Annotated in this window: 26 protein-coding genes; 12 read left to right on the top strand and 14 right to left on the bottom strand. The window is 70.1% G+C overall.

What is annotated here, in order from left to right:
- Positions 1-109: 109 nt before the first annotated feature.
- A complete protein-coding gene (locus Q664_RS36270) occupies positions 110-1,279 on the bottom strand; it encodes a cytochrome-c peroxidase (RefSeq protein WP_043406550.1) in 1,170 nt (389 codons plus the stop codon).
- Positions 1,280-1,390: 111 nt separating this feature from the next.
- Entirely contained in the window at positions 1,391-2,302 is a 912-nt protein-coding gene (locus tag Q664_RS36265) for a hypothetical protein (RefSeq protein ID WP_043406573.1), read from the bottom strand.
- 223 nt (positions 2,303-2,525) lie between these two features.
- Between Q664_RS36265 and Q664_RS36260 the strand changes: the two genes are divergently transcribed.
- From Q664_RS36260 to Q664_RS36250, 3 genes are all read left to right on the top strand, one after another.
- Positions 2,526-4,052 carry a GspE/PulE family protein gene (locus tag Q664_RS36260; RefSeq protein ID WP_043406547.1) on the top strand — a complete coding sequence of 509 codons (1,527 nt, stop codon included), beginning with the start codon at positions 2,526-2,528 and terminating at the stop codon, positions 4,050-4,052.
- 27 nt (positions 4,053-4,079) lie between these two features.
- On the top strand, positions 4,080-4,676 hold the full coding sequence (locus tag Q664_RS53145; RefSeq protein WP_152622538.1) for a PEGA domain-containing protein: 597 nt from the start codon (positions 4,080-4,082) through the stop codon (positions 4,674-4,676).
- 145 nt (positions 4,677-4,821) lie between these two features.
- Positions 4,822-5,889 (top strand): chemotaxis protein CheB, encoded by a 1,068-nt coding sequence (locus Q664_RS36250; RefSeq protein WP_052519106.1) that lies wholly within the window; start codon positions 4,822-4,824, stop codon positions 5,887-5,889.
- A 43-nt stretch (positions 5,890-5,932) separates the two neighbouring features.
- On the opposite strand, the gene Q664_RS36245 is transcribed toward Q664_RS36250, so the two are convergent.
- Together Q664_RS36245 and Q664_RS36240 are read right to left on the bottom strand one after the other, a co-directional pair.
- Positions 5,933-6,331, bottom strand: a complete 399-nt coding sequence (locus tag Q664_RS36245) for a hypothetical protein (RefSeq protein ID WP_043406544.1) — start codon at positions 6,329-6,331, stop codon at positions 5,933-5,935.
- 13 nt (positions 6,332-6,344) lie between these two features.
- Positions 6,345-6,911 (bottom strand): hypothetical protein, encoded by a 567-nt coding sequence (locus Q664_RS36240; protein ID WP_152622537.1) that lies wholly within the window; start codon positions 6,909-6,911, stop codon positions 6,345-6,347.
- Between the two features lie 161 nt (positions 6,912-7,072).
- On the opposite strand from Q664_RS36240, the gene Q664_RS36235 reads away from it, so the two are divergent.
- Together Q664_RS36235 and Q664_RS61555 are read left to right on the top strand one after the other, a co-directional pair.
- The gene (locus Q664_RS36235) at positions 7,073-8,233 is read left to right on the top strand and encodes a hypothetical protein (protein ID WP_043406537.1); all 1,161 of its coding nucleotides are present in this window, start codon (positions 7,073-7,075) and stop codon (positions 8,231-8,233) included.
- Positions 8,226-9,056: an SEC-C metal-binding domain-containing protein gene (locus Q664_RS61555; protein ID WP_052519105.1), complete on the top strand. Its 831-nt coding sequence runs from the start codon at positions 8,226-8,228 to the stop codon at positions 9,054-9,056. Before Q664_RS36235 ends, Q664_RS61555 begins: the two co-directional genes overlap by 8 nt.
- Before the next feature lie 54 nt (positions 9,057-9,110).
- Here Q664_RS61555 and Q664_RS36225 read toward each other — a convergent pair whose 3' ends face one another.
- Positions 9,111-9,566, bottom strand: a complete 456-nt coding sequence (locus Q664_RS36225) for a hypothetical protein (protein ID WP_043406534.1) — start codon at positions 9,564-9,566, stop codon at positions 9,111-9,113.
- A gap of 324 nt (positions 9,567-9,890) precedes the next feature.
- Here Q664_RS36225 and Q664_RS36220 point away from each other — a divergent pair, with 324 nt between their 5' ends.
- Entirely contained in the window at positions 9,891-10,241 is a 351-nt protein-coding gene (locus Q664_RS36220; protein ID WP_043406530.1) for a hypothetical protein, read from the top strand.
- Between the two features lie 73 nt (positions 10,242-10,314).
- Here Q664_RS36220 and Q664_RS36215 read toward each other — a convergent pair whose 3' ends face one another.
- Positions 10,315-10,974 (bottom strand): outer membrane beta-barrel protein, encoded by a 660-nt coding sequence (locus Q664_RS36215; protein WP_043406526.1) that lies wholly within the window; start codon positions 10,972-10,974, stop codon positions 10,315-10,317.
- 186 nt (positions 10,975-11,160) lie between these two features.
- Between Q664_RS36215 and Q664_RS36210 the strand changes: the two genes are divergently transcribed.
- From Q664_RS36210 to Q664_RS36200, 3 genes are all read left to right on the top strand, one after another.
- On the top strand, positions 11,161-12,006 hold the full coding sequence (locus tag Q664_RS36210; protein WP_152622536.1) for an alpha/beta hydrolase family protein: 846 nt from the start codon (positions 11,161-11,163) through the stop codon (positions 12,004-12,006).
- An 86-nt stretch (positions 12,007-12,092) separates the two neighbouring features.
- Complete coding sequence (locus Q664_RS36205; protein ID WP_043406521.1) at positions 12,093-12,284, top strand: hypothetical protein; 192 nt, start codon at positions 12,093-12,095, stop codon at positions 12,282-12,284.
- Positions 12,285-12,404: 120 nt separating this feature from the next.
- Positions 12,405-13,175, top strand: coding sequence for an SIR2 family NAD-dependent protein deacylase (locus Q664_RS36200; protein ID WP_043406518.1), 771 nt, complete (start codon positions 12,405-12,407; stop codon positions 13,173-13,175).
- 480 nt (positions 13,176-13,655) lie between these two features.
- Here the strand turns inward: Q664_RS36200 and Q664_RS36195 are convergent, their stop codons facing one another.
- Positions 13,656-14,111 carry a hypothetical protein gene (locus tag Q664_RS36195; RefSeq protein ID WP_043406515.1) on the bottom strand — a complete coding sequence of 152 codons (456 nt, stop codon included), beginning with the start codon at positions 14,109-14,111 and terminating at the stop codon, positions 13,656-13,658.
- 201 nt (positions 14,112-14,312) lie between these two features.
- On the opposite strand from Q664_RS36195, the gene Q664_RS36190 reads away from it, so the two are divergent.
- Positions 14,313-15,284: a hypothetical protein gene (locus Q664_RS36190; protein ID WP_043406512.1), complete on the top strand. Its 972-nt coding sequence runs from the start codon at positions 14,313-14,315 to the stop codon at positions 15,282-15,284.
- 25 nt (positions 15,285-15,309) lie between these two features.
- Here Q664_RS36190 and Q664_RS36185 read toward each other — a convergent pair whose 3' ends face one another.
- Positions 15,310-15,972 (bottom strand): potassium channel family protein, encoded by a 663-nt coding sequence (locus Q664_RS36185; RefSeq protein ID WP_043406510.1) that lies wholly within the window; start codon positions 15,970-15,972, stop codon positions 15,310-15,312.
- 9 nt (positions 15,973-15,981) lie between these two features.
- Positions 15,982-17,772, bottom strand: a complete 1,791-nt coding sequence (locus Q664_RS36180) for a TrkH family potassium uptake protein (protein ID WP_152622535.1) — start codon at positions 17,770-17,772, stop codon at positions 15,982-15,984.
- A gap of 165 nt (positions 17,773-17,937) precedes the next feature.
- Here Q664_RS36180 and Q664_RS36175 point away from each other — a divergent pair, with 165 nt between their 5' ends.
- Positions 17,938-21,552 carry a two-component regulator propeller domain-containing protein gene (locus tag Q664_RS36175; RefSeq protein WP_160174577.1) on the top strand — a complete coding sequence of 1,205 codons (3,615 nt, stop codon included), beginning with the start codon at positions 17,938-17,940 and terminating at the stop codon, positions 21,550-21,552.
- A gap of 12 nt (positions 21,553-21,564) precedes the next feature.
- On the opposite strand, the gene Q664_RS36170 is transcribed toward Q664_RS36175, so the two are convergent.
- Complete coding sequence (locus Q664_RS36170) at positions 21,565-22,536, bottom strand: PDR/VanB family oxidoreductase (protein ID WP_043406508.1); 972 nt, start codon at positions 22,534-22,536, stop codon at positions 21,565-21,567.
- Positions 22,537-22,690: 154 nt separating this feature from the next.
- The gene (locus Q664_RS36165; RefSeq protein ID WP_152622534.1) at positions 22,691-23,281 is read right to left on the bottom strand and encodes a hypothetical protein; all 591 of its coding nucleotides are present in this window, start codon (positions 23,279-23,281) and stop codon (positions 22,691-22,693) included.
- A 292-nt stretch (positions 23,282-23,573) separates the two neighbouring features.
- Between Q664_RS36165 and Q664_RS36160 the strand changes: the two genes are divergently transcribed.
- Complete coding sequence (locus Q664_RS36160) at positions 23,574-24,350, top strand: SIMPL domain-containing protein (protein ID WP_326938767.1); 777 nt, start codon at positions 23,574-23,576, stop codon at positions 24,348-24,350.
- A 50-nt stretch (positions 24,351-24,400) separates the two neighbouring features.
- Here Q664_RS36160 and Q664_RS36155 read toward each other — a convergent pair whose 3' ends face one another.
- The 3 genes from Q664_RS36155 to Q664_RS36145 all read right to left on the bottom strand — a co-directional run bounded on the left by Q664_RS36155 (position 24,401) and on the right by Q664_RS36145 (position 26,847).
- Positions 24,401-24,862, bottom strand: coding sequence for a DUF2267 domain-containing protein (locus tag Q664_RS36155; protein ID WP_052519102.1), 462 nt, complete (start codon positions 24,860-24,862; stop codon positions 24,401-24,403).
- 116 nt (positions 24,863-24,978) lie between these two features.
- Entirely contained in the window at positions 24,979-26,400 is a 1,422-nt protein-coding gene (locus tag Q664_RS36150) for an IgA Peptidase M64 (protein WP_043406501.1), read from the bottom strand.
- A gap of 63 nt (positions 26,401-26,463) precedes the next feature.
- On the bottom strand, positions 26,464-26,847 hold the full coding sequence (locus tag Q664_RS36145; protein ID WP_043406498.1) for a hypothetical protein: 384 nt from the start codon (positions 26,845-26,847) through the stop codon (positions 26,464-26,466).
- Positions 26,848-26,866: the final 19 nt, after the last annotated feature.

The following is a 26,866-nucleotide window of genomic DNA, read 5'->3' as shown; positions in this document are numbered from 1 at the left end:
TCAGTGTGGACAGAGGGGTTCAACCCGGGATGCGTGGCACCCTCACCCCGTCCCTCTCCCGAGGGGAGAGGGGATATGGTCGCGGACCTGAAGGGATTCGGGGAAAAGGCTACTTCGCCGCGCCCGTCATCGACTCGAGCAGCTTCAGCAGGGCCTTCTTCTCCTCGGCGGTGAGGTCCAGCTTCTTGATGGTGATGGAGACCGTGCCCGCGTAGTTGCCCACCGGCTCGCCGCCCTTGTCGTACAGGTCGATGACCTCCTCGAGCGTCTTCAACTCGCCGGTGTGCATGTACGGCGCCGTGAGCGTCACGTTGCGCAGCGTGGGCGTCTTGTAGGCGCCCTCCAGCTCGGAGGCCTTCTCGTGCAGGTCATTGCGCAGCCGCAGCAGGCGCGCGGACTCGATGCCGCCAGGCGCGTCGCTGTACGGCCCCGCCGAGTTGAAGGTCCACTCGAGCATCGCGCTGGCCGCCACCGCCACGCCGCGCTGGCCGTCGCTCTGGTCCTTCACGCCGATGTTGTGGAACTGGTCGTCGCTCAGCATGGGGCCCTTGTGGCACGCGCTGCACTGGGCCTTGCGCACGAAGGTCTTCAGTCCCAGCCAGGCCGGGTCCTCCTCCGCCCTGCCGGCCTCCACCGCCTCCAGGAAGCGGCGGACGTCCTGGTCGAACGGGGCGTCGTGGCGGTTGAGGGTGCGCTCGTACGCGGCGATGGCCTTGCCGAAGTGGGCCAGCAACTGGTTGTCGTCGGTCTCCTCCGAGGGCAGCTTGCCGAAGAGGGCGCGGTACTCCTCCGCGTACTCCGCGGACAGCCGGGCGCGCAGGAGGCTGGCGTTGGAGTTCATCTCCACGGGGTTGAGCAGCGGCAGCAGGGCCTGGTTCCACAGCCGGTCCGCGCGCCCGTCCCACATGAACCAGGTGCTGTAGCCCGCGTTCAACACCGTGGGGGGGTTGCGTCCGGTGAGCTTGCCGTCACAGCCCTCGGCCACGGCCGTTTCCACCGAGCGGCCCTCGCCGTCGTGGCAGCTCTGGCAGGAGACGGTGCCGCAGCTGGACAGGCCCGGGTCGTTGAAGAGCCGGTGGCCCAGAGCGGCGGCCGCCGGGTTGTCCCCGTACTTGTTGGTGGGGTCCCTCGGCGGCAGGGGCGAGGGGGTGTGCAGGCTCTGGAGCACCTCGAGCTCGTCCTGGTTGGGGAAGGGCTCTTCTGGAGGCGTGCAGGACAGGCCCAGCGAGCCCACGAGGGCGCTCGCGAGCATCCAGGTGCGCGGGGAGTGACGGCTCATCGGCGGGTCTTCCTTCTCCAGGGGCGGTGCATCCGGCGAGCACTGTAACCCCGGAATATTCCGGAGAGCCATCCTCCTCGGGTGAGGGCGCGGCGCTCCCGAGGTGCGGGGTCAGTCCGCCTCGCCGGTGGCGAAGGCGGCGCCCACCACCAGCCGGACGGCGGGCATGTCCACGGCGCTGCCCAGGCCCGGGCCCCCCAGGAAGTACAGGTCCAACCCCGTCACGGTGTGCTTGCGCACGCCCACCAGCACCTCGGCGCTGGGCCGGCCGCCCTGCATCGGCAGGTTGAGCAGCAGGCTCACCTCGGGCCGGGTGGCGGTGCTGTTCATCCCTCGCGAGGTGACGGTGGCGCCCACGCGCAGCTCGCTGCCCACCACGTCCTGCTCGCGCCCCGACAGGGGCGACAGGTCATACCGGGGACGCAGCAGCGCGCCCAGCTCGAGGCCCAGTTGGGCACCGTCGGACTGCAAGCCCAGCTGCAGCTTGGGGTTCACCGCGTACATGTCCCTGCCGAGAATCTCCGGCTGGCCCACGGGCAGCGCGGCCGCGAGCTCCACGGCCAGGTTCAGCGGGGCCCCGTGCTTCATCCGCAGGGGCGCCACGCGCACGGACACCCAGGGCTCGTCCAGGCCCTGGCCATTGGGGGCGGGCGTCCGCAGGAAGGGCTGCCCACTCTGGCCGAAGATGTAGGGCAGCTGCGCTCCGAGCTGGAGCCAGGGCAACACGCCGGCGGCGGCGGTGACGTGCCCGGAGAATTTGCTCTCCACCAGGCCCACCACGTTGAGGCCCGGGTCCCAATCGCGCGAGAAGTTGAGCGGCAGGTGCTCGTAGTGCACCTGCACCGAGACGCGGACGACGCCCGGGTCCAGCGTCCGGCCCGTTCCCACCACCAGCGAGCCCAGCCCGGACGTCTCGAATTGCAGGCGTTGCAGGTCGAAGCCCGGCAGCGGGTTGGACGGTTGTGCCACGGCCAGGCCGGGCACGAGCACCGCACAGAGGAGGACGGCGAGTCGGTGGACCATGGAGGGCACGCTCCCGCGCGAGAAGGGGAGGACGCACCCCACCCGGGCCGATGAGCCTGGTCCCTCCCCCGGGGCTCATCTTGGAGGAGTCCGCGCGGCCCGCAAGCTCCATCTCCGGCGTTGTGGCCGGAGTGGGGGATTTCCACCAGGGCGAGCCTACCCATACGTGGGGTGTCTGCTCATTGAGGCGGCGGGAGGCGCCTGTTAGCGTGTGGGGCTCCGAATGAGTGTGCCCCTTCGAAGAGCCGCCCAGGCCACCTGGGTGCTGGCCGTGTTGGTGCTCCTGGGGAGCATCGGCCTGTGGCTGTACCAGAATCCCGTCCAGGACGCGGAGACGGCGCGGCGGCTCGGTGTCCGCTTCCTGGGCCTCGCCGTCACGCCCGCCGTGCTGGGGTGCGTGGGGTTGTGCCTCGCGCTGGGGGCGGTGGGCTCCGCCGTGGACGCCCGTCTCCGCCGCTCGCGCCAGGTGCTCGCGCGCCGGCCGTCGCTCTCGCCGCTGGCGGTGGTGGACGCGGACACGGCGTTCGCCGTGCGCGAGATGCTCGTCGAGCTGCAGGGCGTGCTGCGCGGCTACATCTCCCGCCCCGAGCCGGACATGATCGCCTTCGTGGACGTGCTGCTGGATGGGGCCGTGCGCGTGGGCGCCAGCGACGTGCACATGCACCCGCTGGAGACGGGCACGCGCCTGGCCTTCCGCGTCCACGGCGTGCTCGAGGAGGTGATGATGATGCCGCGCGAGCACCACCCGCGCCTCATCAACCGCCTCAAGGTGCTGGCCAAGGTGGTGCTCTTCCGCTCGGACCGGCCGCAGGACGGCCACTTCTCCTTCGGCACGCCCGAGGGCCCCGCGGACATCCGCCTGTCGCTGCTGCCCACCAACCACGGCGAGTCGGTGGCGTTGCGCATCGCCCGCAGCACCGTGCGGCTGCCGGAGCTGCCCCGGCTGGGCTTCGCGCCGGAGGTCCTCACCGCCTACCAGCGCCTGCTGGAGGCGCCCCAGGGCATCATCTTCGTGGCGGGTGCCACCGGCGCCGGCAAGACGACGACGCTGTATGCCTCGCTCGGTCACATCAAGCAGTCGCGGGGAGACCTGACGCGCATCGCCACCATCGAGGATCCGGTGGAGTACGACGTGCCGCTCTTCTCCCAGACGCAGGTGAACGCCGAGCAGGGCTTCACCTTCGCGCAGGGCCTGCGGTCCGTGCTGCGCCAGGACCCCAACGTCATCATGGTGGGAGAGATTCGCGACGCGGAGACGGCGCGCACCGCCATCCAGGCCGGCCTCAGCGGCCACCTGCTGCTCACCACGGTGCACGCGAGCTCGTCCGCGGGCGCCTTCAACCGGCTCATCGAGATGGGGGTGGAGCCCTTCCTGCTCGCGTCCGCGACGGTGGCCATCATCTCACAGCGCCTGGTGCGCGCGCTGTGCCCGCACTGCCGCATGGCCGCTCCGGCGGAGATCGACGAGCTGGCGCGGCTGGAGGCGGCGGGCCTGCCCACCACGGGCCCCTTCTACGTGCCGGTGGGCTGCGAGCGGTGTGGCGGCTCGGGCTACCTGGGGCGCGCCGCGCTCTACGAGGTGCTGAAGTTGACGCCGGCCATCCGCGAGTGCGTCAACACCAAGGTGCCCACCTCGCGCATCCAGGACATCGCGGTGTCCGAGGGCATGGTGCCGCTGCTCGCCGCCGGCCTGGCGAAGGTGAATGCCGGAACCACGACGTTGCGTGAGGTCTTCCGTGTGGTCGGTTGAGTGCGCTGATTCGTGCGAGGTGGCGTCGTGAGTGGCAATGCATCCCCCACGCCCGGAAGCGGAGGTGCCAGTGCGGCCCCGGTGCGGCCCGTGCGTCCGGTGGCGCCCGCGGCTCCCCCGGCGGGCCCGTCCTCCCGGCTGGAGGGACTGGCCGCGGGGCTGAAGCTGGCCTCGGCCCTGTGCGCGCTGGTGGCGGTGGGGCTGTTCGTGCGCCCCCTGCTCCAGGGCGAGCTGACCACCGGGCCGCGGATGATCACCCTCCAGCCCACCTTCGCTTCGACGCCGGTGGAGCGTCCCGCCGAGAGCGCTCCGCCGGGCGCCACGGCTCCCAAGGAGTTGCCGCCGGACGCGGCGGTGCGCGAGGAACGCGCCGACTTCGAGGGGGCCATCCTGATGGTCGAGTCGGAGCCCTCCGGTGCCACCATCCTGGTGGACGGGAAGGATCAGGGCGAGACGCCCGTGTCGGTGGGGCTCGAGTGCCTGCCGGGGACGCCGGTGCTGGTGGAGTTCTCCCTGCGGGGCCACGAGAAGGCGACGCACCGCACCGTGTGCCCGCATGACGCGCTGGTGAAGGTGACGGCCCGGTTGCGCAAGGGCTCGGGGAAGGCTTCCGGGAAGAAGTGAGGGCGGTGGGGAACTCCCGGACGCCCGGCATCCTGGTAACCTCTCCCGTCATGTCCTCGGGGTGGCGGCGGGAGTGGGGTGGAGTGGACGCGTGCGTGTTCAAGGTGGAGCTGCCCCGGGAGCGGACGGGCAGGGGAGGCCTCTGTTGAAGCTGTTGCTGGTGGAGGACTCGCGTTCGGTGGTGGCCTTCCTCGAGCAGATTCTGCGCCGGGAGCCAGACATCGAGCTGTTGCCGCACGTGGCCAATGGCCGCGACGCGGTGGTGGCGGTGCAGCGCTGGAGTCCGCAGCTGGTGCTGATGGACCTGGTGCTGCCCGGAGGGATGGACGGGGTGGAGGCCATCACGGAGATCATGGCCACGGCGCCGTGTCCCATCGTGGTGCTCAGCGGGCAACTGGAGACGCCGGGGAGGGACAGGACGTTCGAGTCCCTGAGGGCGGGAGCGGTGGACGTGCTGGCCAAGCCCACGGTGGGGGGGCTGGAGGCGGTGAAGGAGTTCCGGGAGCGGCTGCTGCGCACGGTGCGGGTGATGGCGCATGCGCGGGTGGTGGGCCGGAGGAGGATGTCGCTGCGGATGCCCGCGGTGCTCACACCCCCGCCGACGCAGGTGGCCGCGGCGCCCGAGCCGAAGCCGTGCGCGCTGCTGGCGATTGGGGGCTCCACGGGAGCGCCGCCGCTGGTGTTCGAGTTGTTGAAGGCGCTGCCGTCACCGGCGCCGTTCCCGGTGGTGGTGGCGCAGCACATCGTCCGGGGCTTCGAGCCGGGATTCGCGCGGTGGCTGGGAGGGACGGGGCACCGGACGATGGTGGCGCAGGGAGGGGAGTGGCTGGAGCCGGGAGTGGTGTACGTGTCACCGGCGGACAGGGATCTGGTGGTGCGAGGGGGCAAGCTGCAGACGCAGACCTCGAGGGGTGTGGCGGTGCCGTCGGTGGACGCGCTGTTCGAGAGCGTGGCGGGTTTCTACGGCTCGAGGGCGGTGGGGCTGTTGCTGACGGGGATGGGGGAGGACGGGGCGAGGGGGCTGCTGACGATGCGGCAGACGGGAGCGTTGACGGTGGCGCAGGAGGGGACGAGTTGCGTGGTGGACGGGATGCCGGGGGCGGCGAGGGCGCTGGGGGCGGCGAGCCAGACGCTCACACCGGGAGAGATGTCCGCGCTCATGGCGGCCCTCGGGAGAACCACTCCCTCGCCCACCGGGAGAGGGTCGGGGTGAGGGTGCCGGAGTCCCCGGGCTGAGCCCGTGCGACCGCTCGTCCCTACTCCGAGTCCGGGGGATATTTCTTCATCAGTTCTTCCGGGAGGGGAGTCCGAAGGAACCTGAACCCCGTGCCCTTTCGCTCGGGGATGACCTGGAACCCCTCGCCAGCGATCCGGACGAGCTCCCCTTCCCGAGCGGCGCCACTGATGAGCCAGGTGTCTGCCTCTTCCCGCGTCGCGAACGTGTGGGCGACGACGATGTAGTCGATGGCGGGGGTGTAGAACGCGCGAAAGAACTCGCGGTACTCCTCCAGCTTCTGGGTTTCACGGACGTAGAACAGTGCCACCGAGGCGATGCGGAGGGCTTCATCCTCGGGTGAGCCTTCCGGGTACTTCTCGTCCACGGTGCGCAGGATGTCGAGCACGGAGTCGACATCGAAGTTCGGATTGTATTTCATCGTTGCACCCGGATTAGAGGGCAAGAGGGGCGAGAATCAGCGCGCCGGAACCGCCCGTCGTCAGGACGAAGGCAACGCCCGCGACGATGACGACCGTGCCAGGCGCGACCTCGGACTTGTGGTTCCTGAGCCAGTCAATCGCGTCATTCATGCGAGAGAACTTCAGTTTCTTTTCTCTTTCTTCTCGCTCGCGAGCCGCTTGCTCCTGTTCCTCGGTGCACTCGTTGAATTCTTCGCGACAGCTCGTGAGGCAGCGTTCGTAATACCAGCCCCCTTGCTCTTTGCTGTGGGGCCACGGATAGCGGTTCTTCCAGCACCTGTCGATGCACTCTTCATGCTCCTTCTGGCAGTCATGGCCACCCGCACCGCCACTTCCGGGGGCGGTACCGACACCCTCGGCGGTTTCGGAAATGACGTGGATGCGGGACTCGGGCTGTTGCGCGTGGGCGCATCCAATGCCAGTCAGGGCAAGCGCCATCAGGACGAGCACTCGCGTCCAGTGCCCTCGAGACGCGAACGCCGGTTGTAGGGTGACGCGTTTTTCCGCTGAGCGCTTCTCGTGGAGTTTCGTCTCGAGCATGGGACGGGTGATTGTGGCCTTGGCTGTTCACGAGCGCGAGAGGCGGTGGGAGTCCTGGACCGTCCGCGAAGCGGGATGCCAGGTCGCACGCACGCTCGCATCTGACATTCCAGGTCAGATTTCCGTGCCAACGTTTCCGGTCATGTCTACACTGGCCGGGTATGGGGAACGAACGGCCTGAAGACGAGGCTTGGCGGGAGCCGCCGGAGGCACTCTCGGGGCAGGAGGGGCTGCCGCTGACCTTCTACGAGCGTCTGCACGCGGCCTCCGTGGACGAGAAGCTGGTACTGGCGCGCGAGGCGGCGGGCCATGCGGGCTTCGACGAGGAGGACGCCTTCGAGGTGGGCAGCCACGTCGAGGAGGCCCTGAATCAGGCGGGCCGGTACGCGGAGTTCGAGGCCCTCCTGGACGCATGGAAGGCGCGGGCCCCGCGTGTGTACGAAGCCGAACCGGCGGTGCGCACCTGGCGTGTGGAGCTGGCGCTGCGGTTGCCCGGGCGGGACGTGAAGGCGGCACTCGTGTCGCTGGCGAGGCAGACGGGGGATGCCGCCCTGGTGTCGCGTCTGGCCGAGTGGTGTCTCTACCGGGGCCGGCTCCACGAGGCGCGCGCGGGCCTGCTGGAGGCGTGGCCCCGGGTGCGCGAGGACGAGACGCTCGCCGAGTGGACGCGCGTGGACTACGTGACGCGCGCGGTGCTCACCTGCATGGACGCGGGGCTGCGCGAGGAGCCGGGCCTGTCCCTGGAGCGGTTGAGCGAGCAGCTCTCCCTCTTCGACCGGGCGGTGCCGCACTGGGTGGCCCAGGCGCTGGAGCTGCGCACCGGCCGGAAGCCCTGGGCGCGCCGCGAGGGGCACACGCTGCTCGGCCTCTCGCCGGAGGCGTTCTTCGACGAGCAGCGCGCGCTGGTGATGACCTTCGAGACGGAGCTCCGGGTGCGGCAGGGCTGGCCGTGGGGCCGCACCCAGTTGCTCTACCCGGAGCTCTTCCACCTGCTGCCCGGGCCCCTGGGACATGGTGGCGTGGTGCGGCGCCCCATGCACCTGCTGCTGCCCGTGCTCACCGACCTGGAGCACTGGGTGCGCGGCCTGGGCGAGGAGCGCGCCCTTCACCCGCACGTGCACGCCGCCACGGCGCTCGCGCTGCGTCCGTGGGGCGAGTACCTGCACCGGCTCGGGCTGGTGGTGGACGGGGAGCTGGCGGAGTGGTGGGAGCAGGCGTGGCAGTTGCTCTCCGCCCTGCCCGAGCAACTCGCCGCGGCGAATGATCCCCTGCTCGTGGAGGAGGCCCACCGCTTCCTTCGCGGAGGTTGGCCCCATGGGTGACGGCGATACCCGCCCCCTGGTGCGCCAGCTCCTGGAGCACACGGAGACGCTCCCCGAGTCCCTGCAAGCCCACATCCTCGCGCGTGGCGCCGAGGCGGTGGAGCCCCTGGTGGAGCTGCTGCTCGACGAGCCCCTGTCCTACGTCACGGCACCGGGCGAGGGCTGCACGCCCATCCACGCGGTGAGGCTGCTGGCACGGCTGAAGACCCCCGAGGCCATCTCGGCCATGGTGCGACGGCTCATGCGGTGCGAGCCGGGCGAGGTGCTCTACGACGCGCTCCTCTACGCCCTGGAGGAGCTGGGGTCCGCGGTGGCTCCCGCCGCCCTGGAGGCCCTGGCCCGTGCGCGGACCGCGGACGAGCGTCTGGGACTGCTCTCCGTGCTGTCCCGCTGCGGCGTCCAGGACGAGCGCATCTACGCGGCCCTGCTCGTGCAACTCCAGGAGGATCCCTCCGCCGGGGCCATCAACCTGTCCGTCTATGGGGACCCGCGCGCCATCGAGCCCCTCTCGCGCGTCCTCGCGGCCCACGAGGTGGATGACGACTCCGAGGACCTGTTCGCCAACCAGAACATCATCGAGTTGCAGCACGCCATCGAGGAGCTCGGCGGGACGCTCGACGCGGCGCAGCTCGACAAGGTGGACCGGGCCCGGAGCTCGCGCCAGCGGCTGAGCGAGCTGTTCCGGAGCATGCTCCTCGACACGTTGCCGCTGTCTCCGCCCTCCGCCCAGCACGTCCCCCGTCCCGGGCGCAACGAGCCGTGCTGGTGCGGCAGTGGTGTGAAGTACAAGAAGTGCCACCTGGGCGAGGACTCCCGCTGGTAGCGAGCGGGCCCCGGCACGCCACGCGAACCGGGGCCCGATAGGGCGGTGGTTACCTCACGGCGTGGCCGTGGACGTCCCGGCCGAAGGCGCCGCGCAGCTCACGCGGAAGTCGCGCGTCTCCGTCTGGTAGTCCCGCAGCTGCAGCGTCTGGGGCTCCGGGGTGACGGTGGGCGTGGCGCCGTTGCCGCACTGCCAGGCCGCCGGCAGCTTCACGGAGAACGCCAGCGACTCGCCCCCGCTGGGCAGGTTGGCGACCTGGTAGCTGCAGCGACTGCGGCTCGTGCGCACCGTCCTGTTGCCCAGCACGTCCGCGGGCGCGCCCGTGGGCGTTACCCGCACGTCCAGGCCCGAGCAGAAGTCTCCCGTCTTCGGGCCCACCTCGTCGGCCAGCGTGATGATGCCCGTCACGGTGCCACTGCCCTCGCGCGCGCCCCCGGTCGCGCTACGGCTCGTGCCGCACGCGGTGGCGGCGGCGGACAGCACCAGGACGGCGATGGTGATGCGATTCATGGATGTGGAACTCCTCTTGGGGAAGAAGGGTGAACGCCCGGCATGCAGGCGGCCTGGGAGGCGCGTCTCGGACAAATGCGCCGTGCATTCATTCCAGACGCCGGCTCATGTGGATTCCCTGGTGTCTTCCTGGCTATTCCGGGTATGGGCGGCTGGAATCCGCACCCTGGGTGCGGGTCATCAGACGGGATTAATGAAAGGAAAATGCGAGCGCACCAGGGGCTGGCTGGCCGCGGGTGGGCATCCGGGCGGGCGACGGAGCGGTTGCCGTGGAGGCCCCGCGTGGAGGAGGGTGGAGCCCGAGCGCGGGAGGCACGTGAGGCGATGAGCGAAGAGCAGAGCTGGAGGCCGGTGGAGGAGGGGCGCACGCGGGGGTTGGACGGGACGGAAGGGGGCACCATCGTCCGGGACGAGGAGCACCCGGCGGGGTTGCGCCTCACGCTGGAGGAGGACCCGGCGCGCTCCTTCTACGCGCTGACATGTGGGGTGGCGGGCTGGCTGGTGCACAGCCGCTTCTTCGGCAGCGAAGCCGAGGTCCTCGCCGCCTGGGACGAGATGAAGCCGGCGCTGTTGGAGCTGGTGAGGCAGTTGCCCGCGGCCGGAGCCAAGGCGTTGGATCCGGCGACGCGGGAGGCGGGGGCGAAGCTGGGCGCCTTCATCGCGCGCTACCCCTGAGCCGGGAGACAGGAACGGGAAGGCTCGAGGGCTCCTGGGAGCCCCGGAGTCTTCCCGTTCCTGGGACGTCCACCTAGTAGGTACCACCGAGCTGCAGCAGCGCCTGGTAGCGCCCGTTCCAGATGTCGTTGTCGATCGGAGCGAAGTCCTGCTCGAACGGGATGTTGTAGCTCACGCGGGCGTCAGCGGTGAGCAGCGTGCCGATGTTGTAGCGCAGGCCCACGCCGGCGGGCACGTACCCGCTGGTGTCGTCCTGGTAGCCGGCGAGCGGGGAGATGCCACGCACGTTGTGGTTCTCGATGCCGATGCCGCCCATGAGGTAGGGCTGGAGCTTCGTCGGGATGAGGCCGACGGTGATGGCCGCCTGGCCGCCGTTGCGGATGATGTCCGCGCCGTCCGCCGCGCCGCCCGGCCCGAACGTGTCGATGTCGGTCAGGCCGCCGTTGTAGCCCAGCTCGATGCCCAGGCCCCGGGTGGGCTTGAAGCCGACGGTGGCGCCGTACGCGAAGCCCGCGTTCAAATCAGGGGCGAGATCACCCGTGTAGCCCTCGGTGCCGCCTCCCAGGAGCACATAGAGGCCCTTGTCGGAGCCGGTCTCCTGGACCGGCACGTACACCACCTGATCGTCCACGCCGGAGCCGCCGTAGGCCGGCTGATTCCACTCATCTCCTGCCAGGGCCGCGCCGCCCCACAGCGCCGCCGCGCACAACCCCAAACGGATGACGGACTTCATGACTCGGACTCCTTTCAAGTGTCCGCTGGCAAGCTGTGGTCGGGTGGAAGGGGAGTGCAACGGTGGGTGAAGTCCCCGCGCGCTCCCCTGGCAGGGGGAATGCCAGCCCTGGCAGGGGTGTCTCGTTTTCCCGGTGCTCATTCGAGCCTTCGCGGGGTCTCTCCCTGACTAGGAGGGAGGGATTTCATGAGGGGTTTCCTGGCATTTGTCGCCGGTGTGTCGTGTCTGGTGGCCGTGGAGGCGAAGGCGCAGTGCGCCACGTCCTGCTCCACCGTCACGCCGAAGCACCCGGTCATCCTCGTCCACGGCCGCAATGACGACGCGACGCGTTGGGACACGCTGGTGTCCAGCTGGAGCGCCCGGGGCTACACGGAGGGGCTCAACCTCTTCCGCTTCGACGCGGCGCGCGATTGCGGCGCCAGGGACTACTGCGCGGTGCTGCCGGGGTACGCGGCCAGCTACGTCAACGAGAGCTACGCGAAGTGCCTGGCGGCCTTCATCGACAACAAGGTGCCGTGCGTGAATGGCACGTGCCCGGCGGTGGACCTGGTGGCCCACTCGCAGGGGACGGTGACGGCGCGCTACTACGCGCGCTTCCTGGCCAACCGGGTGGTGGATGACCTGGTGGTGATGTCCGCGCCGCACAACGGCATCACCCACTGCGGGCTCGTCGCTGGCTGCGCGGGGGTGAACCCGGAGGACTGCGCCAACAGTGCCTTCCTGCGCAAGCTCAACGGGGTGGCGCCCGAGGGGGATGGCTCCAACGACGAGACGCCGGGGGCCACCTTCCTGGGCCCGGTGCACTACGCCTCGGTGGTGAGCGATGGGGACACGGTGGTGCCGCCCTGGTGCGGCGGGTACTTCCTGGTGGACCCGGCGACGAAGAACGGGAGCAACCTGGACTGCCGCCGGCCCAACTACACGGTGGACCCGGACTCCAGCGCCTGCTTCGTGTCCAAGGTGCAGCACCTGGTGGTTCCGCGGGACACCCACGCCCTCGACTTCGCCTACTGCGAAGTCAACCGGGATTGAGCCACGTGGGAAGTCAGCTGACCGGACATGTCAGACCCGGAGGGGATACTGCGTCAGGTGCGGCGTTCCTTCGAGGGGGGGCACCCATGTTCCGCCAGACCGGGCAGCATTCGATGATCGAGCAGGAGCCGGTGGGCCTGGGACTTCCGCGAGCGGGGAGCCCGGGGCAGAAGGTCCGCACCGAGAGCCATGGTTTGCCGGCGTTCGTGTCGGCGGCGCCGCCGCGCTCGGAGGGGGAGGCGCTGCTGCGGCGCATCTTCTCCCGGGTCGAGCAGTAATCACCTCTCTCTCCCCTCTCCCCCCGGGAGAGGGACGGGGTGAGGGTATCTCGGGCCCCGGGTTGCCCTCGTGGAGCAGTGGCTTGCGGAAGCATCTCCGGGCCTGCGACGTTTCCCACCATGGAAAAAGCCCTCGAGCGAGTCATCGAGCACCTGTCCCGGGCCCGGAGTGTGCTGTTCGTCACGGGAGCGGGAATCTCGGCGGAGTCGGGCGTCCCCACGTACCGGGGGATTGGGGGGCTCTACGACGGGAAGACGACGGAGGGGGGCGTGCCCATCGAGGTGGCGCTCTCGGGGAGCATGTTCCGGCGCCGGCCGGAGCTGACGTGGAAGCACCTGCACGAAATCGAGCGTGCCTGCCGCGGGGCGAGCTTCAACCGGGCCCACGAGGTGCTGGCGCGGATGGAGGGCTGCTTCGAGCGCTGCTGGGTGCTCACGCAGAACGTGGATGGCTTCCACAGGGCGGCGGGCTCGAGGAATGTCATCGACATCCACGGGGACGTTCACGAGCTGCGCTGTACGCGGTGTGAGTTCACGGAGCGCGTGAAGGACTACGTGCACCTGGCGCCCTGTCCGTCGTGTCCGCGGTGCGGCTCGGTGGTGCGCCCCGAGGTGGTGCTCTTCGAGGAGCTGCTGCCGCCGGAGAAGGTGGCGGTGATGGAGCGGGAGTTCGCCCTGGGGTTCGATCTGGTGTTCTCGATCGGGACGTCGAGCCTGTTCCCGTACATCACGGCGCCGGTGGTGGAGGCGGTGGCGCGCCAGAGGCCCACGGTGGAGATCAACCCGGGGCAGACGCAGTTGTCGCGCGTGGTGGACGTCCATCTGCAGATGGGAGCGGTGGCCGCGTGCGAGGCGCTGTGGGCCGCGCGCGAGCGGTGGAAGCGCGGGTGAGCACGTATTTTCTTCGGAACAAACGCGCCAGTTCATCCGAGCGCCCCACTGGAGTTCTTTCGCGGCTTCGATGGTGTAGTAGCGGCTCGCGTCGCCGGGGCGCCTGGGGCATCCTGGGGGCCAAGGGGAACACATGAACCGGTCTACTGTTTTCGTACTGCTCTCGGCACTTGTCCTGCCCACTGCCTGCAATAACAAGGACAACGATGGGGGCTGGACGCATGAACGGCGCGAGTGGATCCATAGCCTCTGCCAGGGAGGCCCCTCACACTGTGTTTGTTTCGTGAGAGAAGTTACGACCGCCGTCACTTACAAAGAGTTTGTGCAGAACCGCATAGACCAAAGTGTACTAGAAGCGTCACAGCAGGTGTGCCGCCTGACCGCTCCAAAGGACTGAGCCTTCAGGGCTTCCCGGGTGCCCCATGCGCGTTCTCTGACGGCTCCCATCCGGAGCCATGGGGCTCTTCAAGGCTCCGTCCTTCATACTGCGAGGAAAAGAGACACGCGCAGCAGTGATTCGGGGACTACAGTAGGCCAGAGACAGGTGATAACGTAGCCGCTAGTAGCTCCAAGGTAGCAGAGTAGCTGGAGGGCTTGGGTGCGAGTGTCGTCGTGCTTGGTTGATAACCCGGCCGGGAGGGCTGCACCAAAGCCAACCATGTACCAAAGTGGCCACCAAGCGTCGGGATGCGCCATCAGGGACAGTTTGACAGCCGCTGCGACAATGAGTCCCTGGGTGGAGCAGAGAGCGACCATCAGCACGGGTATGACCACATCCAAGACTGGGCTCTTCCGATGGGTAGACTCGGCACCGGGAATCGAGGCTGGCTGCAGGGCTACCGCACCCATTGCCAAGGGCACGATCGTGAGCCCGATGGCGAAGGTGTACAGCACGTCAAACAAGTAGACTTTGATAGCGAACCAGATGAACGACATAGACCCTCCCCAATCGTCCGGTGATGGACGCCCACGCTAGGGCACTACACCTAATGGGATCTAGGTCAATCCGGGACTGATGCAGCCCCTCCGGTCCCTCTGGGGTTGCTCTTCCACAAGTGGATACCCACCAACAGCCGTTGGATGACCCAAAGCCGGTGCGCAGGTGCGCAGCATCAAGTTCCGCAGGCCGGATGGGCCATGACGCGAGAGTGGGACGTGAAGCAATGGCGGGAGGAGTTGGTCGCCGCGTACAGGTTCGGCGAGGAGAAGCGGGCCCGCGCCCTGGTCCGGCAACCCGGCCCACGGAAGGCTCGAGCCCTGTTGGAGTCCATGTTGGAAGAAGACGAGGGGCTCGTGCGGCAGGCCGCGGTCCTCGGCCTGGCCGAGCTGGGCGGTGCCGCCAGTGCCAGGCGTCTGGAGCAGCAACTCGTGCGCGAAGAAGCTCGCGGAGACCGTGATGGGGACTCCGTCGCGGAGGCCATCACCCAGGCGCTGGGCGAGCTCGAGGAAACGAGCGCACGGGCGAGCCTGGTTCGCAGGCTCGAGCGGTTGGCCTCCGGCAATCCGGACCTGGGTGAGGTGAACACCCTCGCGCGTGCCCTCTGGCACAAACGCCACCCGGAGTTGCTCTCCGTTGTCCGGCGGAGCCTGGAGAAGCTGGCCCTTTCGGAGATGAGCTCTCTCGGCGGCCTGCTCGTGCTTCTCGAGAAGTCTCCAGGGGAACTCCAGTCCTGGGCCTCGGACAGCTCGGTGTCCGTGGAGCACAAGACGGAGGTTCTCACGGTGCTCGAAGAAGAGGTGCCAGAGCCGTTCGTCCCGGCCGTCCTCGCCTTCATCTCCACCGCTCATGTCCTGCTCGATGGGGCGGTGAATCGCGAGGCCTCTTATTATTGCGAACGCCTGTTCATCCTGCTCCTCCGGCACCGGGAGCGGCTGATTCCCCTGCTCCCACCGGAAAGCCGCGCCGAGCTGCGGGAAGTAGCCCGGAGGCGGGTGGAGGCCTTCGCCCTTCGCGATGGTTCCCTGCGCGCCGCCGTCCTGCTGCGAGACGTGGGGCGGACCGAAGACGCCAACCTCCTCCTGGCCCACCGTCCGGAGGAGTCCGTCCTCGCCAGGGTTTTCGACGACGCGGTCGCGGCTCTGCGCAGCCGTCCGGCTCGAGGGCCGTGACGGCCAGGCACTCGCGCTGCCCGCCCTACCGCCCCGGGTCCCACAGCCGCGCGAGCGCGGCCACGCGCTCGCCCCGGCCGGCCACCAGCAGCACATCCCCCACGCCGAGCATCGCCTCCGGAATCGGCTCGTTCACCACGCCCCGGTGCTGGATGGCGATGACGTTGAGCCCGTGCGTCTGCCTCAGCCTCAACTCCTGCAGGCTCTTGCCCGCCGCGTGCTCGGGCACCCGCAGCTCCGCCAGCGCGTAGCCGTTGGGCAGCTCCGTGCTCGACTGCATGCTCGTGTGCAGCAGCAGGCGCGCCAGCTGGTCCCCCATCTCCGCCTCCGGGTACACCACCCGCGTGGCCCCCGCGAGCGCCAGAATCTTCCCCCGCTGCCGGTTCGAGGAGCGCGCCACCACCGTCTTCACCCCCAGCCCCTTGAGCACCGAGGTCCCCAGCACCGCCGCCTCGAAGTCCTCCTCGCCCAGCGCGATGACGGCCGTCTCCGCCTTGCCCACCCCGAGCGCCTTCATCGCCTCCTCCGAGGTGCAGTCCGCCCTCACCGCCTGCACCACCGCGTCCTTGATGGCCTCCACCCGCTCCAGCGACAGGTCCACCGCCAACACCTCGCCCCCCGCCTCGGAGAGGCGCCGGGCCACGTGCTCGCCGAACTGTCCCAGGCCCACCACCACGTACGTGCGCATCGTCGCTCCTCAGCCCACGACGATCTTCGTCGAGGGATAGCTGTAACTCGCCCGCGCCTTGGACAGGCCCACCGCGAGCGCCAGGGTGAAGGGGCCCAACCGCCCCACGAACATCAGCGCGCACACCACCAGCCGGCCCACGCTCGACAATTGCGGCGTCACGCCCGTCGTCACCCCCACCGTACCGAAGGCGCTCACCGCCTCGAAGAGCACGTCCCGGAAGGGCAGGTGCGGCTCGGCGGCGAACAGCAGGAAGGCCAGCACGAAGAGCAGCCCGAAGGAGATGAGCGCCACCGCGCACGCCCGGTACACCGTGGCCGGCGGCACGCTGCGTCCCATGATGTCCACCTCGGAGCGGTTGTGCAGCAGGGCGCGGAAGGTGAACGCCAGCACCGCCACCGTCGTCGTCTTCACGCCGCCCGCCGTGCCGCCCGGTGAGCCGCCGATGAACATCAGCACCAGGCTCAGCAGCAGCATGGGCGTGCCCAGCTTCGCCAGGTCCACCGAGTTGAAGCCCGCCGTGCGCAGCGAGACGCTCTGGAAGAAGCTGGCCCACAGCCGCTCGCCCCACGGCAGCCCCGCCAGCGAGTGGTTCCACTCCAGCACCAGCCACGCCAGCGCCCCGCCCGCCGCGAGCGCCGCGCTGGTGAGCAGCACCACGCGCGTGTGCACCGGCAGGAAGAGCCAGCCCCGGCGCGGACCCCGCTCGCGCCACAGCTCCCAGTCCAGCAGCGAGGTGACGACGGGGAAGCCCACGCCGCCCAGGGTGATGAGCGCCATGACGGTGAGGTTGACGCCGGGGTGGCCCGCGAAGCGCACGAAGCTGTCCGGGTACAGGCCAAAGCCCGCGTTGCAGAAGGCGCTCACCGAGTGGAACAGCGCGGAGAAGGCGCGCTCGGAGGTGGTCAGCACCCGCCCGTCCGGGGCCAGCTCCAGGGAGGGGTAGAGGGCCAGCGCGCCCAGCGCCTCCAGCGTCACGGTGATGAGCGACATGGAGTAGAGCAGCCCCTGGAAGCCCTGGACCGTCTCCTCCTCGAGAATCTCCTGCATGGCGCCACGGGTGCGCGCCGACAGCTGGCTGCGGAAGGCCAGGGCCAGCGTGGTGGTGAGCGTCATGAGGCCCAGGCCCCCCACCTGGATGAGCCCCAGAATCACCCAGTGGCCGAAGGAGCTGAAGTAGCTGCCCGTGTCCACCACGGACAGCCCCGTCACGCACGAGGCACTGGTGGCGGTGAAGAGGGCCACCAGGAAGGGCGCCCCCTGCCCGTCGCGGGTGGCCGCGGGGAACATCAGCGCCAGCGAGCCCAGGGCGATGGTGAGCAGGAAGGACAGGCACAGCAGCGGCAGGGGGCGGCGCAGCAGGGCCTGGAGGAAGGGCCGGGCCGGGCGCCAGGCCACCAGGTCGATCAGCTCCCGGGCGAGCAGGCGCAGGGAGAGCAGGGTCGCCGCGCCCCGGGGCCCTCCCGCGCCGAGCGAGAACACCGTGGGCAGGGCGAAGAGCAGCTCCGGCCACCGGTGGCGCCACAGGCGCAGGCGGAAGGCCCACGTGTCACGCAGCAGCTCTCCGCCGAAGGTGGCCACCACCGCGCCGGCCAGGACCGCCGCCACGGCTTCACGCCAGGGCGCATCCGTCCCACGCACGGTGAACTCGAAGGCCACCAGCACCACCACCGACGCGAGGCTCAGCCGGCGCGGCCAGTCCACCCGGTGACGGCGGCGTCGGGGCTCCTCGAAGGGGGGCGGGGGCGGAGGCGGCTCGGGGAGGGGGTCGGGCGGGGCCCGGAGACTCGGGGAGTTCATCGCGGCGGGAGGGACCCCCTATAGCACCTCCCACCCGCCCGAGGACCCATCGGGGCAATCCCTCACTCGCCTCCTCGGCGCTTTCCGCGCCTGTCCGGGGGGGCGGGTTTGCTCCGGGGCTGTCCGGCATGGCACAAGTTACCGGGAATGTTGTGGCGATACGGCATGCATGGCCCGCGGATGCTGGCCCTGGCGATGGTGATGGCGCTGGGCACCCCCTCGCTCGCGCTCGACCCGGCGCGCCGTGTCACCCAATACAGCCATGACGCCTGGAAGGACGTGGAGGGGCTGCCGCAGAACTCCGTCTACGCGCTCGCCCAGACGCGCGACGGCTACCTGTGGGTGGCCACCTGGGAGGGACTGGTCCGCTTCGACGGCCTGCACTTCACCGTCTACGATCAGCGCAACACCCCCGAGCTGCATGACGAGTACATCGAAGCGCTCGCCGAGGACGTGACGGGCACGCTGTGGGTGGGCACGGCGCGGGGGCTCGTCTCCTACCGCGAGGGCCGCTTCCACCGCGTGGAGCTGAAGCCGGGGCCGGCCGAGGTGGAGGTGGGCGCGCTCACGCCCGCCACGGAGGGCGGCATGTGGGTGGGCACTCAGGATGGCCTCTTCCTCCTGCGCGACGGGCAACCGCGGCGCTACGGCACCGGGCAGGGGTTGCCCTCGTTGAAGGTGCGGGCGCTGCTGAGGGACCACGCGGGCGTCCTGTGGGTGGGCACCGAGCGGGGACTGGCGCGTCTGTCCGGGGAGCGCGTGGAGCCGGTGCGCCTGCCGGGAGCGGCGGACCGGGCCGCGGTGCGCGCGCTGCTGGAGGGCCATGACGGCTCGCTGTGGGTGGGCACCGAGGTGGGCCTGGTGCGCCTGCAGGGGGAGCGCGCCCGGCTCCACACCCCGCGTGACGGGCTGCCGGACGACAAGGTGCGGGCGCTCGCCGAGGACCGGGACGGCAACCTGTGGGTGGGCACGCAGGAGGGGGGCCTGACGCGCCTGTCGGAGGGCTCCTTCACGGTGCTCGGGCCGCGCGAGGGCCTGTCCGGCACGGGCGTGCTCTCGCTGCTGGAGGACCGGGAGGGCTCGCTCTGGGTGGGCACGACGTCGGGGGGCCTCAACCGGCTGCGCGACACGCCCTTCGTCCCCTTCGGCCAGCCCGAGGGCCTGGAGGATGAGCTCGTCTCGGTGGTGCTGGAGGACCGACAGGGCGCGCTGTGGGTGGGCGCTCACGCGGGCGGGCTGACGCGCCTGAAGGACGGGGTGCTCACGCGCTTCGGTCCGGCGGAGGGCCTGCCCCCGGGCAACCTGCGCGCGCTCGCCGAGGGCCAGGATGGCCACTTGTGGGTGGGCACTTCCGCGGGCGCCTACCGCCATGACGGCCGGAGCTTCACGCGCGTGGGCCGCGAGCAGGGCCTGCCGGACGAGCTGCTCTTCTCCCTCTTCGCCGACTCGCGCGGGGACGTGTGGTTCGGCACGCTCACGGGGCTGAGCCGGCTGCACGAGGGCACCTTCACGCACTTCGGCCCGGAGCAGGGTGGCCCGGAGGAGCCCGTCGTCTCCATCACCGAGGACGCCGAGGGCACGCTCTGGTTCGGCTCCTTCGGGGGCCTGTACCGGCTGCCGGCGGGCGGCACCTTCACCCGCTACACGACGGCGGAGGGGCTGGCCGGCAACCGGGTGGTGGACGTGTACGCGGACCCTCGCGGCGGCGTGTGGGTGGGCTCGAGCACGGGCCTCACGCTGGTGCGCGGCGGACGCTTCACCCGCTTCACCACCGCGCAGGGCCTGGTGGACGACGCCGTCTTCCGCGTCCTCGAGGACGCCCAGGGCTACCTGTGGATGAGCTGCAACCGGGGCATCTCCCGCGTGTCGCGGCGCGAGCTGGAGGAGGTGGCCGACGGCCAGCGCACCACGGTGCGGCCGCTGCTCTTCGACCGGCGCGACGGCATGCGCAGCGCCGAGTGCAGCGGGGGCATGTTCCCCTCGGGCTGGCGCACGCGGGAGGGGAAGCTGTGGTTCCCCACGCTGCGGGGCCTGGTGTGGGTGGACCCGGCGAAGATGGTGGTGCACCGGCCCCTGGCCCAGCCGCGCCTGGAGGAGGTGCGGGTGCAGGGCCGGCCGGTGCCCATCTCCGGCACGCTGAGGTTGGAGCCGGGGCAGCGGGACGTGGAGTTCCACTTCACCGCGCTGTCGCTGGGGGACTCCACGCGGCCGCCGCTGCGCTACCGGCTGGTGGGCCACGACGAGGACTGGGTGGACGCCGAGGACCGGCGGGCCGTCTCGTACACGAACCTGTCTCCGGGCGGCTACCGCTTCATGGTGACGGCGGCCAACCGGGACGCGGTGTGGACGGAGCCGGGCCCGGTGGTGGCGCTGACCGTCATTCCCCGCTTCCACGAGACGTTGTGGTTCTACGCGCTGTGCGCGCTGGGCGTGGGGGCGCTGGCCACGGGCGGGTACGCGCTGCGGGTGGGCCGGCTCAAGCGGCGCGAGCGCTGGCTGGAGGCGCGCGTGGACGAGCGCACGCGCGAGCTGGCCCGGGCCAACCGCGAGCTGGACGAGAACCTGCGCGCCCTGCGCCAGGCCCAGTCCCAGCTGGTGCAGGCGGGGAAGATGGCGGCGGTGGGCACGCTGGCCGCGGGCGTGGGCCACGAAATCAACAACCCGCTGGCCTATATCGTCTCCAACCTGGACCACGTCAGCTCGGAGACGGCGTCGCTCAAGAAGGACGTGCCGTTGAATGCCCCGGGCCGCCGGCGCCTGGAGGACATGGAGCGGGCGCTGAACGAGGCCCGGCATGGCGCGGACCGGGTGCGGCGCATCGTCCAGGATCTCAAGACGTTCTCCCGCGGCGACGAGGAGCTGCGCGGGCCGGTGGACTTGCACGCGGTGCTGGACTCGGCGGCGAAGCTGGCCGGCAACGAGCTGACGCCCCGGGCCCGGTTGGTGAAGGAGTACGGGGACTCCGCCTGGGTGGACGGCAACGAGTCCCGTCTGGCCCAGGTCTTCCTCAACCTCATCATCAACTCGGCCCAGGCGCTGCCCGAGGGGCAGGCGGCTTCCCACGAGGTGCGCCTGGTGACGCGGGTGCAGGGCGAGCGGGTGCTCGCCGAGGTGCGCGACACCGGGTGTGGGATTCCCCCGGAGGTGATAGGTCGCATCTTCGACCCCTTTTTCACCACAAAGCCCGTGGGTGTAGGTACGGGATTGGGGCTGGCCCTGTGTCATCGGTTCATCACGGCCATGGGGGGGGAGATCGCCGTGGAGAGCGAGGCGGGCAAGGGGACAGTGGTTCGTGTGACACTACGGGCCGTGGCGGCGCCCGTGGGTCGGTTCCAGGGAGTGCGTCCGATGCAACAAGAGCAGGAGGGTGCGCGCGTGCGCGGCCGGGTAATGATTGTCGATGACGATGTGATGGTGAGCTCGGCGCTGCGCCGGACGCTGGCGCGTGAGCATGACGTCGAGGTGGTGACGAGCTCGCGTCAGGCGCTGGAGCTGCTCAGGGGGCCGAAGGGCACGGAGGTGGACGTGGTGCTCTGCGACCTGATGATGCCGGACCTGACGGGAATGGAGCTGCACGCGGACCTGGTGGAGTCCGCGCCGACGGTGGCGGGGCGGATGGTGTTCGTCACCGGCGGTGCCTTCACGCCCGCGGCGCGCGCCTTCATGGAGACGGTGCAGAACGCGCGGGTGGACAAGCCCTTCGATCCGCAGCAGCTGCGCGAGCAGGTGCGGGACTGGGTGGCGAAGGCACGCGGCGGAGGGCCGGGCCAGGCGGCGTGAGGCGCCCCGGGCCTACAGGTCCAGCACGAGCTTGCGCGAGCGGGCACGCGACACGCAGACGAGCATGTTGCAGCGCGTGGCGCGTTGGGTCTCGGGCAGGAAGGTGTCGCGGTGATCCGGGTCACCGTCGAGCACGCGGGTGAGGCAGGAGCCACAGGTGCCGGCCTCGCAGTCGCTCTGGACGCGCAGGCCGTTCTTGCGCAGCACGTTGAGCACCGTCTGCCCGGGAGGAACGGGGTAGGTGGCGCCGGTGCTGCGGATGACGACCTGGAACTCGGTGTCGGCGGTGTCGCTGATGGCGCCGGTGGCCTCGGCGGAGAAGGCCTCGAAGTGGACCTTCTCGCGGGGCCAGTCGTGGAGCACGGTGGCCTCGCGCACGGCGCGCATGAGGGGCGCGGGGCCGCAGCAGTAGACGCGGGTGCCTCCGGTGCGTGTGGCGAGCAGGGCCTGCACGTCGAGTCCCCGGGTCGGGTCTCCCCCATCATGGTGGAAGGTGACGTGGCCGGCGAAGGCCGGTGAGGCGAGCAGCGCGCGGAAGGCGGTGCGCTCGGGCGAGCGCGTGCAGTAGTGCAGGTGCCAGGGCGCGCCCTGGCGCTGGAGCTGGTACGCCATGGAGAGCATCGGGGTGATGCCGATGCCACCGGCCACGAGCACGTAGCCGCGGGCGTGGAGCAGGGGGAAGTCGCAGCGGGGGAGGCTGGTGGTGAGCACGTCCCCCTCGTGGACGTGCTCGTGCATGGCCCGGGAGCCGCCGCGTCCGTTGGCATCGCGCTGCACGGCGATGAGGTAGCGGTGCGTTTCGGCGGGGTCGCCGCAGAGCGAGTACTGGCGCAGGAAGCCGCCCGGGACGTGGACATCCAGGTGGGAGCCGGCCTCGAAGGCGGGCAGCGAGCCCCCATTGGCGGGGACGAGCTCGTAGGAGCAGATGCCTTCGGCTTCGGGTGTGATGCGCTGGACGCGCAGGCTGAGGCTGTCTTGGGCCACGGTGTGGTTCCCCCTCGGACGTCAGTGCCTCACCGGGTGATTGAAAGAATCCGGCGAGGCCGTTGGGAGGATGGACAGCGCGTTCCCCCGGAGCAACGGACCGGGGGGCACATGGTTCGATGGAAGCTGGACAGCGGTGCCCGCCGGGAGGGGTTCAGCCCTGGGTCCCCTCGGGGTTGAAGGCGAGCTCGCGTCGGCCCAACAACACATTGGCGGCCGCCTGGAGCTCCTCGCGCTGCTGATGGATTTTCTGACGGAGGCTGGGGTCGTGCCCGCCGAGCTGCGAGGGGTCCTTCTCGGCGAGCTGGGCCTGGAGGGCGGCCTCGATGACGGCGCGGGGCGCATCGGGGCGGACACCGAGGATGGCCGCGGCCCGGTTTCTATCCATCTGCCGGGACCCGCCGGACTCGGCCGGAGGGCCATACGGATCCTCCTCCTGCCCCGAGTCCTTGCCGCGCTTGCCCACGAGCGTGAGGACGAGCGCGGAGAGGAGGGAGAGCGCCGCGACGCCGCCGGCCACCGGGATGTGGAAGAGGCGGGTGCGCTCGTCGCGGATGAGGGAGAGGGAGATGAGATGGTTGTCGCGCTCGTCGCCCGAGGTCCTGTCGAGCTGCCGGGTCTGCTCGGCCTCGATTTGATCGAGCTGGGCGGGCGAGAACGACGAATAGGAGGTCTTCGCGACGGTGGAGAGGTAACCGGCGTAGCCACCCGAGAGCAGCGCGATCAGGAACAGCAGTATCCGCATGGAGCTCCTCAGCGCCGGGGCCGCGAACCACGCGAGCCGGGGCAAGCGGGCGCGACAATAGCGCTCCTGGTGCCCGTGTCTCAAAGTCCCGCGAACACGCGGAGGCTCCTGCTCTCGTGCTCGACCCGTGCGGAGTAGCTCCGCCTCCCTTCCTTCACGGCTCGATTCCCACGCATTGGCACTGCCCTCCCCGCTACTCTCCAGGCAGCCAGTCCATGCACGGCTGCACGGGGTGATGCCACCCCCTTGCCACGAACACACCTTGAGGCGGAGCCCGCCTCACGAGGAGGCCATGATGTCGGTTGTGCGCACTGCCCCGCTGCTCGTCCTGCTGATGAGCGGCGCCCTGTCCTTTGGAGCGCAAGCGCAGCCCCGGGTCGCTCCACGGCCCGCGCCCCCGCCCGGGCCCGCGGTGAGTCCGTTGGATAGGACCATCCGGGTGGAGGGGATGGGCGAGGTGAAGGTGGCACCGGACGAGGCCTTCATCGACCTGGCGCTGGAGACGCTGGCGCCCACGGCGAAGGCGGCGGCGGAGGAGAACGCGCGGAAGATGGACAAGGTCATCGCCGCGCTGGTGCAGGCGGGGATTCCGCGCAAGGAAATCGAGACGCGCAACTACTCGGTGTTCCCCGAGTACCAGCCGCAGCCGAGGCCGGAGGAGGCGCCGAAGCTGAGGGGCTACCGGGTGAGCAACCAGGTGGAGGTGCACGTGCGCGAGCTGTCGCGGGTGGGGACGCTGCTGGACACGGCGCTGGGGGCGGGGGCCAACCGGGTGGACTCGGTGCGCTTCGGCCTGAGCAAGCCGGAGGTGGTGCAGGGCGATGCGCTGCGCAACGCGGTGGAGCGGGCGAGGCAATCCGCGCAGGTGCTGGCCACGGCGCTGGGCGTGAAGCTGGGCCCGGTGCTGGACGCGAGCACGGTGTCCGAGCCGCCCCGTCCCCTCCCGATGGCGGCGCGCTTCGAGATGGCGCGGGCGGGAAGCGCGGCGGACGTGACGACGCCCATCCAGCCGGAGGAGCAGACGGTGACGGCGCGGGTGACGCTCATCTTCGCCATCGAGGGCAGGTAGGAGGAAACCCCGGAGGGCTCGTGGGCCTTCCGGGGCTTCCGTTTCAACGCCTAGCGAGGCAGGTCCGCGTCGCGGCGGGCGGCGTCGAAGGTGCCGGCGATGTTGGGCGGCATCTCGGCGCGGATCTTCTGCGCCAGCTTCTCGGTGATTTGAGAATGCAGGGAGCCGAAGAAGACATGGAGCACGAGGCGGACGTTCTCGGGCTCGACCTGCAACCGCTCGGCGATGTCCAGGTAGAAGTCGTCCTTTTCGAACTTCTGAGCGGGAGCAGTCCGGTCCTTCCAACTGCGCTCGAAGAGCCTGCGCAGGCCCTCGGGGAACTGCTCGCGGAGCTCCTGCACCAGTCCACCGGGGAGCCGCTCGCACAGCGCGCTCATCACCGCGTCCGCCACCTCCGTCGGGGAGTACTCGGGGACCTCGCGGTTGATGTGCGCGAGGAACGACTCCACGCTTGTTCCCACGCCCTCACCAGACCAGGACTCCGTCGTATCCATGTTGTGCATCATGGCCATGGGTGTGTCCGCCTCCTTTCCCTGTCAGGTTGGAGACGTACAACCCGGACGGCAGCAGGCAGGGGACGGAGGCCCTGCCCGCCGGGGTCTCGGCTCGCGGACCTGGGCGGCCAGACTCAGGGCGCCGTCTTCGGGGCCTTGCCATTTCGAGGGCCCGCGTACAGGTCGATGACCTCGGTGAGGGCGTGCTGGCAGACGGAGCAGAAGGGCACGCGGTCGCGGGTGAACATCACGCAATCCACCTGGGGCCGGTAGTAGCCGCGGGCCTCGTACATGGCGCCCTCGAAGGCGCCCACTTTGCCGGCGTACTGCTGCTGGCCGAGGAATTTCTCCTCCCAGTCGCGCTGGGAGGTGAAGAGCGCGTCCATCTCCGACTCGGGGCGGCGCTCGGCGCGGATGCGGCGGCGTTGCTGCTGCACCTCGCGCGCGTGCTTCTCGTACTCGTCCTTCCGCCAGGGCGTGGGCAGCGGCGTGCCGGGCGTCATCAGGTGCTTCCACTTGAGCCGGGCGGGGTCGTTGAGCGCGGTGACGTTCTTCTCCCACGGCTCCACGCGCTCCTCGGCGGGGGCGTAGGCCGACTCCGAGGTGTAGTACTCGTCCGCGAGCCCGGCGAAGTGGTGGCCGAACTCGTGGACGAAGACATAGGGGGCCCAGAGGCTGTCGGCGGCCACGGTGCTGTAGAGGCCGAAGATGCCTCCGCCGCCGTAGGTGTTGCCGTTGACGAGGATTTCCACGAACTCGTAGGGCGCGAAGGCGGCGATGTCGCGGAAGCGGCGGTTCTCGAAGGTGAGGACGTAGCGCTCGCTGCCGAAGGCGTCATAGGTGGAGCCCACGGGCGAGTCACGGTGGATGCCGGTGGAGGGCCGGGAGATGCCGGACTCGCGGGCGGCGGGCATGAGGCCCCACACGTTGAAGTCCTGCTTGCGCTCCTTGAAGGGCGAGAAGCCGAAGAGGATGTCCACCAGCCGCCGTGCGTCCTTCTCGAACTTGGCGCGCTCCTTCTCGGTGTAGCCATCGCCGAGGATGAGGAAGTCCACCTTGTCCGCGGACGGGCCGTTGTCCACCAGCTTCAACAGCGCGCCAGGCGAGGCGGGCGTGGACGGGTCGACGAACATGTCCTGGGGGTCGACGGTGAAGCTCCACAGCTCGCGGAAGGAGTTGTCCTTCGCGCGCTTCTTGAGCATCACCTGCACGGGCTTCTCCGGGGAGGGGAAGCGCAGGGACTCGTGGAAGGTGCGGTTCATCTCGCGGGCCTCGGGAGTCGTCTCCCACTCGCCGTAGATGGAGGCGAAGCCGCGCGAGTACAGCAGCCGGTTGGTGGCGCGGTCGCGCACCTCGAAGAGGTACTTGCCGAGGTTGCTCTCATCCACGCCGCGAGCGGGGTGGCCGGGCCAGGGCAGGGGCTCCACCACGAGCCGATCGAGGCTGAAACGCTCCTCGGTGGCGTTGCCGGTGTGGAAGTAGTCGACGCGGAAGGTGCGGGGGGCCGGAGCGCTCGAGGCGCTCGCGGCCAACAGCAGGGCCAGGAGGACGTTCATGCGCGGGAACGTACCAGAGGCACCGTGCCTCCCAAGCCCGTGGAACCCGGGTGCGCGTGGCGCTCAGCAGGTCCAGTTGCAGGTGGTGCCGCCGTTGACCGCGTTGCAGCGGTCGGCGGACATCGTGAACGAGTTGCAGTAGTTCCAGGACACGGTGCTGCCGCTCTTGGGCTGGCAGCATGTCACGGGGCAGTTGGTGTTGTTCCACTGGCACGCCGAGCCGCCCCACACCTGGTTGCAGCGCCCCGGCGAGTACGCCACCGAGTCACAGAACGCCTCCGTGTACCCGGAGTTCGGGATGGCGGAGCAACACTCCGGGTACATGGTCAGCGCGGCGGTGTCCGTGCCCGTGGGCTCCGCGCCCAGGTCCGCCGTCTCGCTCTCGACCGGGCCACAGCCCACCAGCACCAGCGTCAGCACTCCGGCGATCAGCGTCAGCTTCTTCATCCCGACTCTCCTCGTGGGG

The sequence above is a fragment of the Archangium violaceum Cb vi76 genome, from assembly GCF_000733295.1.
In the GTDB taxonomy this organism is placed as follows: domain Bacteria; phylum Myxococcota; class Myxococcia; order Myxococcales; family Myxococcaceae; genus Archangium; species Archangium violaceum.
This window is presented reverse-complemented; position numbering and strand designations above follow the sequence as displayed.

Coding starts and splice junctions, on each gene's coding strand:
- Q664_RS36270 (WP_043406550.1), bottom strand. CDS start 1,279: ATGAGCCGTCACTCCCCGCGCACCTGGATGCTCGCGAGCGCCCTCGTG.
- Q664_RS36265 (WP_043406573.1), bottom strand. CDS start 2,302: ATGGTCCACCGACTCGCCGTCCTCCTCTGTGCGGTGCTCGTGCCCGGC.
- Q664_RS36260 (WP_043406547.1), top strand. CDS start 2,526: ATGAGTGTGCCCCTTCGAAGAGCCGCCCAGGCCACCTGGGTGCTGGCC.
- Q664_RS36245 (WP_043406544.1), bottom strand. CDS start 6,331: ATGAAATACAATCCGAACTTCGATGTCGACTCCGTGCTCGACATCCTG.
- Q664_RS36240 (WP_152622537.1), bottom strand. CDS start 6,911: ATGCTCGAGACGAAACTCCACGAGAAGCGCTCAGCGGAAAAACGCGTC.
- Q664_RS36235 (WP_043406537.1), top strand. CDS start 7,073: ATGGGGAACGAACGGCCTGAAGACGAGGCTTGGCGGGAGCCGCCGGAG.
- Q664_RS61555 (WP_052519105.1), top strand. CDS start 8,226: ATGGGTGACGGCGATACCCGCCCCCTGGTGCGCCAGCTCCTGGAGCAC.
- Q664_RS36225 (WP_043406534.1), bottom strand. CDS start 9,566: ATGAATCGCATCACCATCGCCGTCCTGGTGCTGTCCGCCGCCGCCACC.
- Q664_RS36220 (WP_043406530.1), top strand. CDS start 9,891: ATGAGCGAAGAGCAGAGCTGGAGGCCGGTGGAGGAGGGGCGCACGCGG.
- Q664_RS36215 (WP_043406526.1), bottom strand. CDS start 10,974: ATGAAGTCCGTCATCCGTTTGGGGTTGTGCGCGGCGGCGCTGTGGGGC.
- Q664_RS36210 (WP_152622536.1), top strand. CDS start 11,161: ATGAGGGGTTTCCTGGCATTTGTCGCCGGTGTGTCGTGTCTGGTGGCC.
- Q664_RS36205 (WP_043406521.1), top strand. CDS start 12,093: ATGTTCCGCCAGACCGGGCAGCATTCGATGATCGAGCAGGAGCCGGTG.
- Q664_RS36200 (WP_043406518.1), top strand. CDS start 12,405: ATGGAAAAAGCCCTCGAGCGAGTCATCGAGCACCTGTCCCGGGCCCGG.
- Q664_RS36195 (WP_043406515.1), bottom strand. CDS start 14,111: ATGTCGTTCATCTGGTTCGCTATCAAAGTCTACTTGTTTGACGTGCTG.
- Q664_RS36190 (WP_043406512.1), top strand. CDS start 14,313: ATGACGCGAGAGTGGGACGTGAAGCAATGGCGGGAGGAGTTGGTCGCC.
- Q664_RS36185 (WP_043406510.1), bottom strand. CDS start 15,972: ATGCGCACGTACGTGGTGGTGGGCCTGGGACAGTTCGGCGAGCACGTG.
- Q664_RS36180 (WP_152622535.1), bottom strand. CDS start 17,772: ATGAACTCCCCGAGTCTCCGGGCCCCGCCCGACCCCCTCCCCGAGCCG.
- Q664_RS36175 (WP_160174577.1), top strand. CDS start 17,938: ATGCATGGCCCGCGGATGCTGGCCCTGGCGATGGTGATGGCGCTGGGC.
- Q664_RS36165 (WP_152622534.1), bottom strand. CDS start 23,281: ATGCGGATACTGCTGTTCCTGATCGCGCTGCTCTCGGGTGGCTACGCC.
- Q664_RS36160 (WP_326938767.1), top strand. CDS start 23,574: ATGATGTCGGTTGTGCGCACTGCCCCGCTGCTCGTCCTGCTGATGAGC.
- Q664_RS36155 (WP_052519102.1), bottom strand. CDS start 24,862: ATGGCCATGATGCACAACATGGATACGACGGAGTCCTGGTCTGGTGAG.
- Q664_RS36150 (WP_043406501.1), bottom strand. CDS start 26,400: ATGAACGTCCTCCTGGCCCTGCTGTTGGCCGCGAGCGCCTCGAGCGCT.
- Q664_RS36145 (WP_043406498.1), bottom strand. CDS start 26,847: ATGAAGAAGCTGACGCTGATCGCCGGAGTGCTGACGCTGGTGCTGGTG.